Annotated in this window: 11 protein-coding genes and 1 pseudogene; 5 read left to right on the top strand and 7 right to left on the bottom strand. The window is 66.8% G+C overall.

All coding sequences use genetic code 11. From position 1 onward, the window contains the following. From hpaE to AC50YA_RS03045, 3 genes are read right to left on the bottom strand one after another with little or no spacing between them, the layout of a single operon-like run. Positions 1–1,515, bottom strand: a complete 1,515-nt coding sequence (hpaE, locus tag AC50YA_RS03055; protein ID WP_494980901.1) for a 5-carboxymethyl-2-hydroxymuconate semialdehyde dehydrogenase — start codon at positions 1,513–1,515, stop codon at positions 1–3. A gap of 59 nt (positions 1,516–1,574) precedes the next feature. Next, positions 1,575–2,282, bottom strand: coding sequence for a GntR family transcriptional regulator (locus AC50YA_RS03050; RefSeq protein ID WP_494980900.1), 708 nt, complete (start codon positions 2,280–2,282; stop codon positions 1,575–1,577). Then, positions 2,275–3,798: a fumarylacetoacetate hydrolase family protein gene (locus AC50YA_RS03045; RefSeq protein WP_494980899.1), complete on the bottom strand. Its 1,524-nt coding sequence runs from the start codon at positions 3,796–3,798 to the stop codon at positions 2,275–2,277. Before AC50YA_RS03045 ends, AC50YA_RS03050 begins: the two co-directional genes overlap by 8 nt. A 176-nt stretch (positions 3,799–3,974) precedes the next feature. On the opposite strand from AC50YA_RS03045, the gene AC50YA_RS03040 reads away from it, so the two are divergent. After that, positions 3,975–4,244 (top strand): putative quinol monooxygenase, encoded by a 270-nt coding sequence (locus tag AC50YA_RS03040; RefSeq protein WP_494980898.1) that lies wholly within the window; start codon positions 3,975–3,977, stop codon positions 4,242–4,244. Between the two features lie 5 nt (positions 4,245–4,249). Here AC50YA_RS03040 and AC50YA_RS03035 read toward each other — a convergent pair whose 3' ends face one another. Next, positions 4,250–4,834, bottom strand: a complete 585-nt coding sequence (locus AC50YA_RS03035; protein WP_494980897.1) for a histidine phosphatase family protein — start codon at positions 4,832–4,834, stop codon at positions 4,250–4,252. Between the two features lie 371 nt (positions 4,835–5,205). Between AC50YA_RS03035 and AC50YA_RS03030 the strand changes: the two genes are divergently transcribed. Continuing rightward, positions 5,206–6,141, top strand: coding sequence for a 5'-3' exonuclease (locus tag AC50YA_RS03030; RefSeq protein ID WP_494980896.1), 936 nt, complete (start codon positions 5,206–5,208; stop codon positions 6,139–6,141). 66 nt (positions 6,142–6,207) lie between these two features. On the opposite strand, the pseudogene AC50YA_RS03025 reads toward AC50YA_RS03030, so the two are convergent. Together AC50YA_RS03025 and AC50YA_RS03020 are read right to left on the bottom strand one after the other, a co-directional pair. After that, positions 6,208–7,817, bottom strand: a pseudogene (locus AC50YA_RS03025) (HNH endonuclease signature motif containing protein). A 155-nt stretch (positions 7,818–7,972) separates the two neighbouring features. Then, complete coding sequence (locus AC50YA_RS03020; RefSeq protein ID WP_494980895.1) at positions 7,973–8,554, bottom strand: hypothetical protein; 582 nt, start codon at positions 8,552–8,554, stop codon at positions 7,973–7,975. 164 nt (positions 8,555–8,718) lie between these two features. Here AC50YA_RS03020 and AC50YA_RS03015 point away from each other — a divergent pair, with 164 nt between their 5' ends. The 3 genes from AC50YA_RS03015 (at position 8,719) to ggt (ending at position 14,127) form a co-directional block, all read left to right on the top strand. Beyond that, positions 8,719–10,878: an elongation factor G-like protein EF-G2 gene (locus AC50YA_RS03015; RefSeq protein ID WP_494980894.1), complete on the top strand. Its 2,160-nt coding sequence runs from the start codon at positions 8,719–8,721 to the stop codon at positions 10,876–10,878. A 10-nt stretch (positions 10,879–10,888) separates the two neighbouring features. Further along, positions 10,889–12,175, top strand: coding sequence for an MFS transporter (locus AC50YA_RS03010; RefSeq protein WP_494980893.1), 1,287 nt, complete (start codon positions 10,889–10,891; stop codon positions 12,173–12,175). 104 nt (positions 12,176–12,279) lie between these two features. Further along, entirely contained in the window at positions 12,280–14,127 is a 1,848-nt protein-coding gene (gene ggt, locus AC50YA_RS03005; protein WP_494980892.1) for a gamma-glutamyltransferase, read from the top strand. Between the two features lie 111 nt (positions 14,128–14,238). Here ggt and AC50YA_RS03000 read toward each other — a convergent pair whose 3' ends face one another. After that, the gene (locus AC50YA_RS03000) at positions 14,239–14,499 is read right to left on the bottom strand and encodes a hypothetical protein (RefSeq protein ID WP_494980891.1); all 261 of its coding nucleotides are present in this window, start codon (positions 14,497–14,499) and stop codon (positions 14,239–14,241) included. Positions 14,500–14,582: the final 83 nt, after the last annotated feature.

Genomic DNA, 14,582 nt, shown 5'->3' with positions numbered 1-14,582 from the left:
TTAGGCGCCGAATTTGGGGGTGTGGACGGTGCCGAGGGTGATGTGCACGGCTTGCTGGTCGGTGTAGAAGTCGATGGAGCGGTATCCGCCCTCGTGGCCGAGGCCGGAGGCTTTGACGCCGCCGAACGGGGTGCGGAGGTCGCGGACGTTGTGGCTGTTGAGCCAGACCATGCCGGCTTCGACGTTCTGGGAGAAGTTGTGGGCGCGGGTGAGGTTCTGGGTCCAGATGTAGGCGGCGAGCCCGTAGCGGGTGTTGTTCGCCAGGGCGAGGGCTTCGGCGTCGGTCTCGAACGGCGTGATCGCTACGACCGGCCCGAAGATCTCCTCCTGGAAAATCCGCGCGTCGGGCGCGACGTCGGCGAACACTGTGGGTGCGATGTAGTTGCCTTCGGGGAGGTGGCCGGGGCGGCCGCCGCCGGCGAGGAGCCGGCCCTCGGACTTGCCGATCTCCACGTAAGAGGCCACCTTCGCGTAGTGCTCCGGGTGGACCAGGGCACCCACTTCGGTCTTGGGATCGTGCGGGTCCCCGACCACGATCTTCTTGGCCCGGGCGGCGTACTTTTCGCAGAACTCGTCGTAGATGGCGCGTTCCACCAGGATCCGGGAGCCGGCCGTGCAGCGTTCGCCGTTGAGGGAAAAAACTCCGAACAGCGCTGAATCGATCGCGGCGTCCAGGTCGGCGTCGGCGAACACCACGCAGGGGGATTTGCCGCCGAGTTCCATGGACAGGCCCTTGAGGTTGGCGGCGGCGTTGCGGAAGATGGTCTGGCCGGTGGTGGTCTCGCCGGTGAAGGAGATCAGCGGGACGTCCGGGTGCTTGACCAGGGCGTCGCCGGCTTCCTCGCCGAGGCCGTTGACCAGGTTGAAGACACCGTCCGGGAGGCCGGCGTCCTTGAAGATCTGTGCCCAGAGCGAGGCGGACAGCGGGGTGAATTCGGCGGGCTTCAGGACCACGGTGTTGCCGGTGGCCAGCGCGGGGGCGAGCTTCCAGGACTCCAGCATGAATGGAGTGTTCCACGGGGTGATGAGGCCGGCGACGCCGATCGGCTTGCGGTTCACGTAGTTGATCTGGGCGCCGGGGACCTTCATGGCGTCGTCGAACTGGGCCACGATCAGGTCCGCGAAGAAGCGGAAGTTCTCGGCCGCGCGCAACGCCTGGCCCTTGGCCTGGGTGATGGGCAGGCCGGTATCGAAAGTCTCGAGCTCGGCGAGGCGCTCTTCCTGGGCTTCCACCGCGTCGGCAATCCTGTTCAGGACGCGGGCACGTTCGCGGGGCTTTATCCTGGGCCACGGACCGTTAACGAAGGCTTCGCGGGCAGCGGCGACGGCGAGATCGATGTCTTCCTTCTGGCCGGCCGCAGCGGTGGCGTAATTCCGGTTGGAGACAGGGTCCAGGACATCGAAGGTCTTACCGCCCACGGAGTCAACAAACTGGCCGTTGATGTAGTGCTGGATGTGGGTGGGCAGGTCCTGCGGCACGTACTGGGTGCTGGTTTCTGCGGCAGTGAACGTCATTGTTGTCTTCCTAACTGATAGTGCAACGCGGGGTCACTTACGGCCCATGCGGGGGGCCATTAATGGGCGCTAAGTGACCCCGCGTTGCTTTGGGCGAGGTAGGCCTCAAGGGTGGCGGCGCGGTGCCGGCGGGCGGACATTTCAATCTCTTCTGCGCCGGCGCCGGCCTCGATGAGCCGCAGCAGCGCTTCGTGCTCGTCCACCGATTCGTGGGCACGGCCGGGAACGAACCGGAACGTCGAAGACCGTAGCGACGCGAGCCGGTTCCAGCCCCGGTGGACCAGGTCCAGGATGTGCGGGTTGGGGCAGTGCTCAAAGAGGATGCTGTGGAAGTCCTGGTTCAGGTGCGTGAAGCGGACGGGATCGAAGTGCTGGAGGCAGTCGCGCATTTCCTCGTTCACGGCGCGTGCCCGGGCAATGTCTGCCCCGCCGATCAGCGGCGCGGACAATGCGGTGGCGGCGCCTTCGACGATGCTCAGGGTCTGCATGGTGTAGAGGTACTCGGTGGGGTCAATCCCGGAGACCGTGGCGCCGACGTTCCGCTCGAACGTCACCAGCCCTTCGGCCTCGAGGCGGCGGATCGCTTCACGGACCGGGACCACGCTGACGCCCAGATCCTTGGCGATGGCGGCCAGGACCAGCCGGTAGCCGGGGGAGTAGGTCCCGTCCACGATCCGGGCTTTGACGGCCGCGTAAGCCTGTTCGGACTTGCTGGCCGCTGGCCCGGTTGCGGCCTGGACGCCTGCGGCGGTGGCCGATTCAGTCATTTGCGGTCCCTGCTTCCCATGCGTCGTACTTGGCGCGCCACTGGGCATTCAGCGGGTAAAGGCCCTCCACGCTGTGGCCCTGTGCCACCATTTCCGCGATGAACGTTTCCTCGCGCTCCTGGATGATGGAATCGTCCGCGAGCTCTTCGGCGAGTGCCGGCGGGATCACCAGGATGCCGTCAGAGTCCGCCACGATGATGTCCCCGGGCTGCACGGTGGTGCCCCCGCAGGCGATGGTGATGTCCGTGTCCCACGGGATATGCCGGCGCCCCAGGACAGCGGGGTGCGGGTTGGCGTAGTAGGTGGGCATGTCCATCGCGGCCACCGCGGAGAAGTCCCGGACGCCGCCGTCGGTGATGATGGCCGCAGCGCCCCGGACCTGGGCGCGCAGGGCCAGGATGTCACCGATAGTGCCGGTGCCTTTCTCGCCGCGGGCTTCCATGACCAGGATCTCGCCCTCGTTCACGGAATCGATGGCCTTCTTCTGGGCGTTGAACCCGCCGCCATGGGTCTTGAAGAGGTCCTCGCGGTTGGGGACGTAGCGCAGCGTGCGGGCCAGCCCCACGATCCGCTTCTCCGGGCGCGTGGAGGTGAGGCCGTCGATGCTGACGTTGTTCAGGCCGCGCTTGCGCAGCTGGGACGAGAGCGTGGCGGTGCAGACGCTTTCCAGCTTCGCTTTCAGCTCCGGGGACAGGGCATGCCCGACGGCGGTGCCCGCCACCGCGCCACCCTCCAGGGGCGCCAAACCCGCCGCTGCCCGCGAACCGTACGCCTCCTCCCGCTGCAGGTCATCGGTCTTCGGGCGGGCACCAAAGTCAGCGAACGCCGTCGTGCCTTCCGCCACCCGGGTGACCAGCCGTCCGGTGGTGAGTTCAGCGCCGCCGGTGGCTGCCGTCGTCGTGCTCACTTCAACCTCGACGACGTCGCCCGGCTTGGCCACGGAGGCGCCGGCCGGGGTGCCGGTCAGGATGATGTCGCCCTCCTCGAGCGTCAGGAGCTGGGAGAGATCGGCGACGAGGCGGGCGAACGGGAAGAGCAGGTCCCCGGTGGTGTCGTCCTGGACGAGTTCGCTGTTGTGCCAGGCGCGGATCCGCAGTTTGGCGGGGTCTACGGCGTCTGCGGGGATCAACCCGGGGCCGATCGGGGTGAAGCCGTCGCCGCCTTTGGACCGGAGGTTGGAACCTTTGTCTGCGTAGCGGAGATCGTAGACGCCGAGGTCGTTGCTCGCGGTCACCCATTCGACGTGGCTCCAGGCGTCCTCCAGCCCGACCCGCCGGGCGGGCTGGCCGATGATCAGGGCGATCTCGCCCTCAAAACCGAGGAGTTCACAGCCGGCCGGACGCTCCACAACGGAAGGGGATTCTGCCCAACCGGACGCCAGGGAGGACGGTGGCTTCAGGAAGTAGGAAGGCTGCTCCGGCGTGCGGCCACGCTGGGCTGCCCGGCTGGGGTAGTTGATGTGCACCGCGATGACCTTGCGGGCCGCGGCCAGGGTGTGGTCGGTGACCTGTTCCAAGAATTACTCCTCATCGAGTACGAAATCATATACGAAGCAATATTCCAGATAACTCTTGCGGCGTCAATGGGTGTGTCCGTTGCAAAGACTGTGCCGACCCGTGCCGGTAGAACCTTTACGGTGCGGGCCTGGAGTGTGTCCCCGTCGGGTACGTTTCCGGCACCAGTCCTTCGCCTGTGGAAACGTGCGAAGAAACGGGAACGGTCCTGGGCCTGCTGGGCGAGATGGCCGCAGCCACCCGCACGGAGGAGGCCAACATTTCCTACGAGTTCTTCCAGGGCGTGGAGGACCCCGCGCAGATCGTGATCCTCGAGCGCTACACGGATGCGGCTGGTTTTGCCGCCCACCGTGAATATGAGCACATCGAGAGGATCGGTGCTGCGCAGATCATCCCTCGGCTGGCGCGCAGGACCATCCAAACGTTCGACGTCACGGCGGACGCCTAGGTCCATCAGCCCTGGGCTGCAGCCATTACGCGCTCACCGTTGAAGTATTCGAGGTGCCAGCCCTCGGCGGCATGATGGTGGGCCAGGTTCAGCACGGCGTTATCGATCCTGTGCAGGGTGCGGCCGATGGCGCGGTTGAGGCTCACCCGGAGGAGAGTGCCGTGGGCGACCACCAGGACGCGGCGGCCACGGAATTCATCGGCCAGTGCTTCCAGCGCCCCCAACCCACGCGCGGCGGCGTCATCCTCACTTTCGGCACCCCGGAAACCGCCGGGAATGCGCAGGGCCTCCAGTTCGGGGCCGGCCTGCAGTCCCTCGGCCGGTCCGAAGCTGCGTTCGGCGAGCGCCGGGATATGCCGGCCGACACTCAGCCCCAGCCCGTCCGCGATCACGGTGGCCGTTTCCGCGGCACGGCTGAGCGGCGAGGACACGATCGCATCCCACCCGTAATCTGAGAGGACATCGACGGCGTCGCGCGCCTGGCCACGGCCGACGTCGTTCAGCGGAATGTCAGTGGCTCCCTGGAGCCGACGCTGCGCATTCCAGTCTGTCTGGCCATGGCGGATGAGGGCGAAGGTCGTAAGGGTCATGCTGTCTATTCTCCCTGACGGCGGGCACGGTCCGGGCAGCCGTCAGGGCTCAGGGGTCCGGCCAGTGCTCCGGGTCGAAGCCATAGGTGTTGGGAGCAGCTTTCCGGTCAGCCGCTGCGGCGGGGCCATTCCGGTCGTCGTCGTGATGATGTGGGGGGGTCTGCCGGTCAGAAGCCTGTTTGACAGGCATGCGCGGCGCGGTCCGGACGGGTGCATCTTTGGCCACGGTCGAAACCTCTCAAACACAGATGTTTTGGTCCCGCTGCTTGAACCGTTGTAGGCATCCTAACCCCACGGGAGCGTTCTGTCGCTGGGAAATGTCGCTGCGAAATGCTGATGGCCCGGCAACTGCTTCCGTGTCAGGATCAGGTATGCCACACCGCCTGATGCTGCTTGATACTGCGTCCCTGTACTTTCGCGCTTTTTATGGCTTGCCGGACACGATCCGCCGCACCGACGGAGCGCCGGTGAACGCCGTCCGCGGCCTACTGGACATGATCGCCCGTCTCACCACGGACTACGGGGCAACTCACCTGATTGCCTGCTGGGACGACGACTGGCGTCCGCAGTGGCGCGTGGACCTGATTCCGACCTACAAGTCGCACCGGGTCGCCGAAGTGGTGGCGGATGCCCCCGACGTTGAGGTGGTCCCGGACGCTCTCGAAGCGCAGCTTCCAATGATCCGCCGCGTCCTCGGGCTCGCCGGCATCGCCATTGTCGGGGCTGCTGAACACGAGGCCGATGATGTCGTTGGCACCTACGCCAGCCACGCAGACCTCCCCGTCGATGTGGTCACCGGCGACCGTGATCTCTTCCAGACAGTCAACGACGAGCGTCAGGTGCGGGTGATCTACACCGCGCGGGGCATGAGGAACCTCGAAGTCGTGACGGACGCCGTCGTTGTCGGGAAGTACCGCGTGCTCCCGGAGCAGTATGCGGATTACGCGACCCTTCGCGGTGACGCCTCCGACGGGCTGCCAGGCGTGGCCGGCATCGGCGAGAAGACGGCAGCGTCGCTCCTGGGCGAGTACGGCACGCTGGACGACTTGCTCGCTGCAGCCGCTGACGGAGGAGGCGGGGTGTCCGCCTCCGTGCGGTCCAAGCTCGCCGCTGCCGCCGACTACCTGAGGGTCGCGCCCACCGTCGTGAAAATCGTGCGCGACCTGAAGCTTCCCACCCTCGAGGAAGCGGGAGCGCAGCTGCACCCCGTCGTCGGCGCATCGCGCGCCGAACTGGAGCGCCTGGCGGTCGAATGGAACCTTGGCGGCTCGGTCAAACGGCTGCTGGACGCGCTTGACCGGCAGTAACGGGGATTGCTGCCCACACCGACTGGGATGTCCGGTCCGGACGCGGCAGTCGAAGTATCGGAGGAGCTAGACCATCTGAAAGACGCCCCACTCCGGCCATGGTTCGTCGACAGGTGCCTGTTGCCGGATCCAAGCCGGAAGGGGATCTTGAGGCAAAACCGCGCCGGGATATAGTTCCAGCCCGTCAGGCGGGAACGGATCCGGATCGTCGAGCGGCCACTGCAGCCAGACCCACTCCGGCAAAGGATCCACCGGTCGCAGATTCTCAGGCGGCGGTTCGCCGGACAGGATGTCTTCGGGCACGGCGGGGCCAAGTTCCCGGTGCCTGAGTTGGCTCTTGATTTGGGGTGGCCAGTCGGGTGGTTCCCAGTCCTGTTGTTCGCTGGCGTAGTGGCGGCCTGTTGGTGAAATCCAGCCGGGTGGCTTGTCAGTGCTCGCCCCGGTGGGTGTCCAGGCAGTGGTGTGTTTCAGCCGGTGATGTTTGGGGCATGGCTGCCCGAGGTTCGTGATCCCGGTGGTGCCGCCGTCGGCCCAGGCGAGAAGGTGGTCGGCTTCGTTGTCCAGGGACTGGTTAGTGCAGCCGGGGAACGGGCATTTCCCGTCCCGCATCCGCAGCCATTGCCGCATGCCGACGGGGATGCGGTAGCTGGTGCGTCCTATCTCCAGCGGTGCCCCATCGCGGGGATCAGTCAAGACCCGGTGGAACGACGTGGAACTTTCGGCCATGAGCCGGCTGGCGACGGATGCCGCGATGGGCCCGTATCCGTCGAGCATGGCGGGTTCGTCGGTGAGGCCCATGAGGGCGAACACCGGCACGGTCACGAGGACCTGCGCGGACGGGGACGGCACGTCTTGTGCGGTACCGCCCAGGAGCCAGGCCGCGGCGTTGTCGGCGCGGAGTTGGGTGAGTGTTCGCGCCTCTGCGGGGCCCTGCATTGCCCGGGCTGCGGTGGTGGTGCGGTCCCAGATCCCCGCCGCCTGGTCGGCTGGGAGGTAGGCCGAGAGCCAGGCCATGCCGTCCCGGTCCGGGGCGAACTCCAGCCGGCGGTCCTGTGCGCTTTTGGTGTGGCGTTTTCGATGTTGTCCGGGTGGTGGCGTTCGCGCCAGGTCCGGGCTTTGTGCCGGAACCGGGACGGGACCAGCTCCCCGGCGGGGCAGCCCCGCGCCGGGTTGGGTGCGTCGGGGTCCAGGAAGTGGGCTTCCAGCGCGGCGGCGCCAGCTGGGTTCAGGTTGGCGGTTTCGTCGACCATGGCCCGGGCGTGCTGCCACGAAATGTTCCCGTCCTGCAGGGCGGCCAGCGTCAAAGGCAAACAGGTTGTCAGTTCGTGGGACTCGGCCAGCAAGGCCCCGGCAGCCCGTTCGCTGACCGTCAGGACGCACGCTACCTCGGAGACCACAGCCATTTCCTGTGCCCTGCGGTCCAGCGGCAGCGCGTTCGGGGAGGCCATCGCCTGCGTAGTGTCAGTGAAACCGGCGGCCGCATGGACTACCAGGGCAGCCGTAGCAGCTTGCAGCCGGGCCGCCTCCGCGAGCGTGTCCAGCCAGCCGTCCAACTGATGCCGCAGCGGATCCGGATCCCCTTGACCCGTGGAACCTGCGCCGGGGATCACCACGGCAAGCGCAGCGACAGAAGCCTTGATGGCCTCGAACGCCTCCACCGCTGTTGTCCCTTTCATACTCACATCATCTTGCGAGGCACTGACATTTAAGGTCCCCGGGCCTGTTCCGAGAAAAGCATCGGGGAAGCTTTTCGGCCGCCCCGCCGGCTGGGGGCCGATATGCCATGCTGTGGCGTGCCTGGAAGGGCGCCGCGCTCTGACGCGCTGGTTGCTCAGTCAGTTGCCATGAGGAAGCGAGCGTTCCTGATGCGCGACGGGCCAAAGGCGACGGTCAGCGGGGTAATGGTCCGCGGTCCGCGTTCCCGCGGCAGTGGAAGGCCGACGGCGACATGGGGCACCCAGTGCGGGTACCGGTAGCCCAGCGCCGGTGAGCTGAGGATGAAGTCGTCCGCATTGTCCACGAGGAGCCGGTCCAGCAGATCATGCAGGCCCTGCACCAGAGACACCTGGAAGTCGCGCACGCGGCGGGGCACGTCCACTTCGAGTCCGGAGATGCCTCCGCCACCCAGCACGATCAGTTGTTCCGACGTTCCCGTGAACCCGTCCAGTACGGGCAGGCCCTGCAACCAGGCCGTTGTGTGCCGGACGGCGTCACCGGCCGAGGTGATCCCTTTGGTCCAGTTCGCGACGTCCTGCCCAAAATCCGCCAGGATGCCGATATGCAGCAGCGTCAGGTGCAGCCCCTGCGCCCTGCGCAGGGCGTTGACATAGCTGCCCAGGGCCTCGTAGTCAGAGGGGGCTGATCCCACCGCCAGGACCGGAACCTCCACGGTGATGCGCGGCAGCGGCTGCACACGGACCTCCTCACAGTGGCACGGACCTTTTGGGCTCTGGCTGCAATTATCCACCGCAGTGGCCGCCTCGTCCCGGTGGTTGCTCTTGCCCTTGCGCCCGCCAGGGTGTCGAATCAGAGAAGACGATTCGGCCCGGTGCATGGCAAAGACGCCAGGAGGTTCCCATGTCAGTGAAAAGCGCAAAGGACACAGCGCGGACACCGGGGCGTGGAGGGCCGGAAGTGCGCCGGGCTGACGCTTCCAACGGCATCGCGGCAGCGGATTCGAAGCAGGTGCGCAATGTGGCGCTCGTGGGGCATTCGGGCGCCGGGAAGACCCTGCTGATCGAAGCATTGCTGGCCGCCCACGGCATGATTTCACGCAAAGGATCCATCGCGGAGGGCACCACCGTCAGTGACTCCGACGCGTCAGCAGTGCGGCAGCAGCGGTCGGTCACGCTTTCCCTGGTTCCGCTGCTTATCAACGGCATTAAGGTGAACCTGCTGGATACGCCAGGGTATCCGGACTTTATCGGCGAACTTCGGGCGGGGCTGCGGGCTGCGGACTCCGCCCTCTTTGTTGTCTCCGCCGTGGACGGCATCGATGCCACCACTACGGCGCTCTGGGGCGAATGCGAACGCCTCGGCACGCCGCGGGCCGTGGTCATCTCCCGCATCGACCACCCCCGGGCAGATTACGACGGCGTCCTGGCCGCCTGCCAGCAGGCGTTCGGCGACGCGGTGCTGCCGCTGTACGTCCCGGTTCGGGCCGGCGGCGAAACCAGCGGGCTGCTCGGATTGTTGACGGGCACGGTCTCGGACTACTCCGCCGGGGAGGCGTACGCCGGTTCCCGGGATGCTGACCCCGGCGAGCGCGCGGAGTCTGAAACCGCCCGGGGCAGGCTCATTGAAGGGATCATCGCCGAAAGCGAGGACGAGACTCTGATGGACCGCTATCTGGGTGGTGAGGACATCGATACCGATGTCCTCATCGCGGACCTGGAAACCGCCGTCGCCCGTGGTTCCTTCTTCCCGGTCCTGCCCACCTCGGCTGTCACCGGGCTCGGCACCGCGGAACTGATGGAAGTCCTGACCAGGGGCTTCCCGTCGCCGGTGGAGGGCGGCCTCCCGGCGGTGACTGACCTGGCGGGCGGTCCTGCGGCGGCCTTGGCCTGTGACCCGGACGGGCCGCTGGCAGCGGAAGTGGTCCGCACTACCATTGATCCGTTCCTTGGCAGGGTCTGCCTGACGCGCGTTTTTTCCGGCACCTTGCGCGCGGACACGCCGGTGCATGTCGGCGGGCACGGGCTCGCGGACCGCGGTCATCAGGACCATGACACTGACGAGCGCGTCACCCACCTGTATTCCCCGTTGGGCGCCAACCTGCGTCCGGTAGCGCACGCTGTGGCCGGTGACATCTGTGCGCTGGCGAAACTGGGAAGCGCCGAAACCGGGGACACCATCTCGGCCAAGGACCAGCCGCTGCTGCTGGCCACCTGGGAGATGCCGGAGCCGCTGATGCCGGTGGCCGTCGAGGCGGACTCGCGCAGTGACGAGGACGCGCTGGCCCGGAGCATGGCCAAAGTGGCCGCCGGCGATCCCACGCTGCGTGTGGAGCGGAATGCGGAAACACACCAGCTGATCCTGTGGTGCATGGGGGAGGCCCATGCCGAGGTGGTGCTGGACAGGCTGCGCGACCAGGGCGTAAAGCTGCACACCGTTGGCGTGGTGACGCCGCTGCGGGAAACGTTCGCCGCCCCGGCCACAGGCCACGGCCGGCACGTCAAACAGTCCGGCGGACACGGGCAGTATGCCGTCTGCGACATCGATGTGGAGCCGCTGGACCGAGACGGCGGCTTCGAATTCGTCGACAAAACGGTAGGCGGGGTGATCCCCGGTACGTTCATCTCCTCCGTCGAGAAAGGCGTGCGCTCGCAGATGCAGAAAGGCTTGGCTGCCGGGTTCCCCGTGGTGGACCTGCGCGTCACACTGGTGGGCGGCAAGGCCCACAGCGTTGACTCGTCAGACGCCGCCTTCCAGGCGGCAGGGGCCCTGGCGCTCCGGGAGGCCGCCGCGGCCGGTCGCATCCAGCTGCTCGAGCCCGTTTCCTCGGTCAGTATCACCGTGTCCGAGGCACACGTAGGTGCCGTGATGAGTGACCTCTCAGCACGCCGTGGCAGGCTCACCGGTACGGCCACCTCCGGTAGTGAACTGACCGAAATCAGCGCGGAAGTCCCTGACCAGGAACTGCTGAAGTACGCCGTGGAGCTGCGGGCGCTGACTGCCGGGACCGGCCGGTTCCGGCGCCGCTACCTCCGGCACGACCCGGTGCCCGGCAGCTCATGAACGCCGCGTCATGAACCCCGCCGCGCGGAAGATCCAGCGCATCTACCTCACCCTGACCCTGGGCAATACCCTGGCGGCCTCATTCATCTGGGGAATCAATACGCTCTTTCTCCTGGATGCCGGGCTGAGCAACCTGGAAGCCTTCGCGGCCAACGCCTTCTTCACGGCCGGCATGGTCCTGTTCGAAGTGCCCACCGGGGTCATCGCAGACGGTTGGGGACGCCGGGTCTCATTCCTGCTCGGCACGGTGACCCTGGCTGCCTCCACCTACCTGTACTACCTGCTCTGGCAGTTGTCCGCGCCCTTCTGGGCCTGGGCGGTGGTGTCGGTCCTGCTGGGCCTGGGCTTTACGTTCTTCTCCGGCGCCGTGGAGGCCTGGCTGGTGGACGCGTTGCACTTCTCCGGCTACGACGGTGCTTTGGAGGCGGTGTTCGGACGGGCGCAGATGGTCGCCGGCGTCGCGATGCTCGTGGGCTCGACGGCCGGCGGCGTGATCGCCCAGGCCACTGACCTCGGCGTGCCGTTCCTGTTGCGCGTAGGCGTGCTCCTGGCGATGTTCGGGGTGGCCTTTTGGCTGATGCACGATGTTGGTTTCACACCGGAACGTTCTCCCCATCCGCTGGAGGCGACCCGGGCAGTGCTGTCCGCCTCCATCGACAACGGCCTGAAAAACCCGCCCGTGCGGTACATCATGCTGGCCGCACCGTTCAGCGCCGGCGTCGGGATCTATGTGTTCTACGCGCTGCAGCCCTACCTGCTGGAGCTCTTCGGCGACCCGCACGCCTACTCGGTGGCCGGACTCGCCGCGGGCATTGTGGCCGGGGCGCAGGTGGTGGGCGGCTGGCTGGCGCCGATGGTCCGGCGCCTGGTCCGCAAACGCACCACGGTCCTGGTGGTGAGCAGCAGCATGGGCGCACTGATCCTGGTGGCGCTCGGCATTACGCGCGTGTTTTGGGTGGCGCTGCTGCTGCTGGTCCTCTGGGCCCTGGTCTCAGCAGCGGGCACTCCGGTACGGCAGGCCTACCTGAACGACATGATCGCCTCAAAGCAGCGGGCAACGGTGCTCAGCTTCGATTCACTGATGGGATCCAGCGGCGGCATTGTGGTGCAGCCGCTCATGGGCCGGGCAGCGGATGTGTACGGCTACCCCCTCTCGCTCGCCATCAGCGGTGTGATCGAACTGTTCGCCGTGCCGTTCCTGCTGGCGAGCCGCCGGCGGCGCTCGCCGGCCGACACAGCAACCACCGACACAGCAACCACCGACACAGCAACTACCGAAACCGGCGCATCGGCCTGAGGCTGTGGCCCCGGCACAAAAGAATTTGAGCCTTGAGAGTCCCAACCCGGCGGAGTATCGTGGCGCAAACCCACCCTGCGCAACACCCTGACTTGGGAGCGATCATGGCTAGTGTGCGACGTCGATTGGCGGCTGTGACGGCTGTCCTGGCCTTGAGCGTTACGAGTGGGGCGGTGACCAGTCCCGCGTTCGCAGACCCCCGCGCGACCGATAAAGCCCCGACAGCCACCGGCTACGGCGGGGCGGTGAGCACCGTTGACCCGGAGGCGTCCGCTGCGGCGATCGAGGTCCTGCGCGACGGCGGCAACGCCGCGGATGCCGCCGTCGCCGCGGCCGCGACCCTGGGTGTGACCGAGCCCTACAGCGCCGGCATCGGCGGCGGCGGGTACTTCGTGTTCTACGACGCGAAGACCGGCAAAGTGGGAACCATCGACGGCCGCGAAACGGCCCCGGCAACGATGCCGACGGACGCGTTCATCGACCCCGCCACCATCACGCCTGCGAACCCGGCCGGCAGTCCATACCGGTTTACCCCCGAATTGGTCACCAGTGGCGTCTCCGTAGGCGTCCCCGGAACACCGGCCACGTGGGAACGGGCCTTGGAACGGTGGGGAACGCTGGACCTTGGCGAAGCCCTCAAGCCCGCCATCAAGGTGGCCAACCGTGGCTTCGTGGTGGATGAAACGTTCCGCCAGCAGACGCTCGATAACAAGGTCCGGTTCTCGGCCTTCCCCGCCTCGGCGAGTCTCTTCCTACCCGGCGGTGACGCTCCCGCCGTCGGCAGTATTTTCCACAACCAGGACCTCGCCAAGACGTACCGGCTCCTCACCAAGCAGGGAACAGACGCTTTCTACGGCGGCCCGCTCGCAGCGGAGATCGCCGCCACCGTCCAGTCACCGCCCAAGAGCGACACAACAAGGCTGCCTGTTCCGGCCGGCTACCTGACGACGGCGGATCTCGCCGCATACCGGACTCTGGACCAGGAGCCCACGCATGTGGAGTACCGCGGCTACGACGTCTACGGCATGGCGCCATCCAGCAGCGGTGGCACGACCGTCGGCGAGGCGCTGAATATCCTGGCGCCATTCAACCTCCGTGAGATGAACACGCCGGACGCGTTGCACCACTACCTCGAGGCCAGCGCACTCGCTTTCGCGGACCGTGCCAAGTACGTGGGCGACCCGGCATTCGTCGACGTCCCCACCGAGGCCCTCACCGATCCGCAGTTTGGCAAGGAGCGGGCGTGCGCCGTTGACCCCGGGACGGCGGCAACCAAGCCGGTACCGGCCGGGAACGTGTCAGAGTACGACGGCGTGTGCCCGGTTACACCTGCGGCAGCCGCAGACGAGAAGGACACCGAAAACATCTCCACGACCAACCTGACTGTCGCTGACAAGTGGGGCAACGTGGTGGAATACACCCTCACGATCGAGCAGACCGGCGGTTCCGGCATGGTGGTGCCCGGCCGCGGGTTCCTGCTCAACAACGAGCTCACCGACTTCTCCACGGTCTATGTCGCCACAGACCCGAACCGGATCGAGCCCGGCAAACGCCCACGGTCCTCGATGTCGCCCACCATCATCCTCAAGGACGAAAAGCCGTTCCTGGCGCTCGGTTCCCCCGGCGGATCAACCATTATCACTACCGTCCTGCAGACCATCTTCAACAGGGTGGACCTGGAAATGAACATTCTGGACTCGCTGGCGGCACCGCGTGCATCCCAGCGCAACACCGCCAATGTCACGGCCGAGCCGGACTTCATCAAGGCATATGGAGACGCGTTGGCACCATACGGTCACAAGTTGGTACCCGCCGGGGACGCCTTCACGTCGGCAGCCGAAATTGGTGCGGCGACAGCCATCGAGTTTGGGCCCGGCAAGAGCATGACCGCCGTTGCCGAACCCCTGCGCCGCGGCGGCGGTTCGGCGATGGTGGTCCAGCCGTCGCGGTGAGTCCGTGTGCCGGGGTGCCGCCCCGCCCCGCCCCGAACCGCAAACCGCAAACCGCAAACCGCAAACCGCGAGCCGCACGGGGCGGCGGCGGTGGGTGGGCGGCGGGCCGGGTTACTGGCCCATTCCGGGACGGACGGCCACAAACTCAATGGTGGTCTGCACTTTTTTCTGCGGACCACGGGAAAAGCCCTTGGCATCCAGCTGGTTCCGGGCACGGAACACCGCCAGGGCGTCATCGTAGATCTCGTTGAGCCTGCCGCCGGAGAAGACCTCCTGGGAACCGTCGCTGAACGTGACAGTCACGGCGGCGCTGGCCGGGAAGTGCCGCTTCATGCGGATGAAGCCTTCGGAATCCTGCTGGAGGTTGATCAAGGGAGATCCTGCTTTCGTGGTCGATGACCTCCAGTCTGACCTATCCCACCGGACCTGCGCTGACGCCCGTGCGGGATTGCGGC

Source organism: Pseudarthrobacter sp. RHLT3-21 (assembly GCF_059383495.1).
Note: the sequence above shows the minus strand (reverse complement) of the source record. Positions and strands in the feature narration are given on the sequence as shown.

Excerpts from the sequence above, each read along its gene's own strand:
- AC50YA_RS03035 (WP_494980897.1), bottom strand. The coding sequence starts at position 4,834 with ATGACCCTTACGACCTTCGCCCTCATCCGCCATGGCCAGACAGACTGG.
- ggt (WP_494980892.1), top strand. The coding sequence starts at position 12,280 with ATGGCTAGTGTGCGACGTCGATTGGCGGCTGTGACGGCTGTCCTGGCC.
- AC50YA_RS03010 (WP_494980893.1), top strand. The coding sequence starts at position 10,889 with ATGAACCCCGCCGCGCGGAAGATCCAGCGCATCTACCTCACCCTGACC.
- hpaE (WP_494980901.1), bottom strand. The coding sequence starts at position 1,515 with ATGACGTTCACTGCCGCAGAAACCAGCACCCAGTACGTGCCGCAGGAC.
- AC50YA_RS03050 (WP_494980900.1), bottom strand. The coding sequence starts at position 2,282 with ATGACTGAATCGGCCACCGCCGCAGGCGTCCAGGCCGCAACCGGGCCA.
- AC50YA_RS03030 (WP_494980896.1), top strand. The coding sequence starts at position 5,206 with ATGCCACACCGCCTGATGCTGCTTGATACTGCGTCCCTGTACTTTCGC.
- AC50YA_RS03015 (WP_494980894.1), top strand. The coding sequence starts at position 8,719 with ATGTCAGTGAAAAGCGCAAAGGACACAGCGCGGACACCGGGGCGTGGA.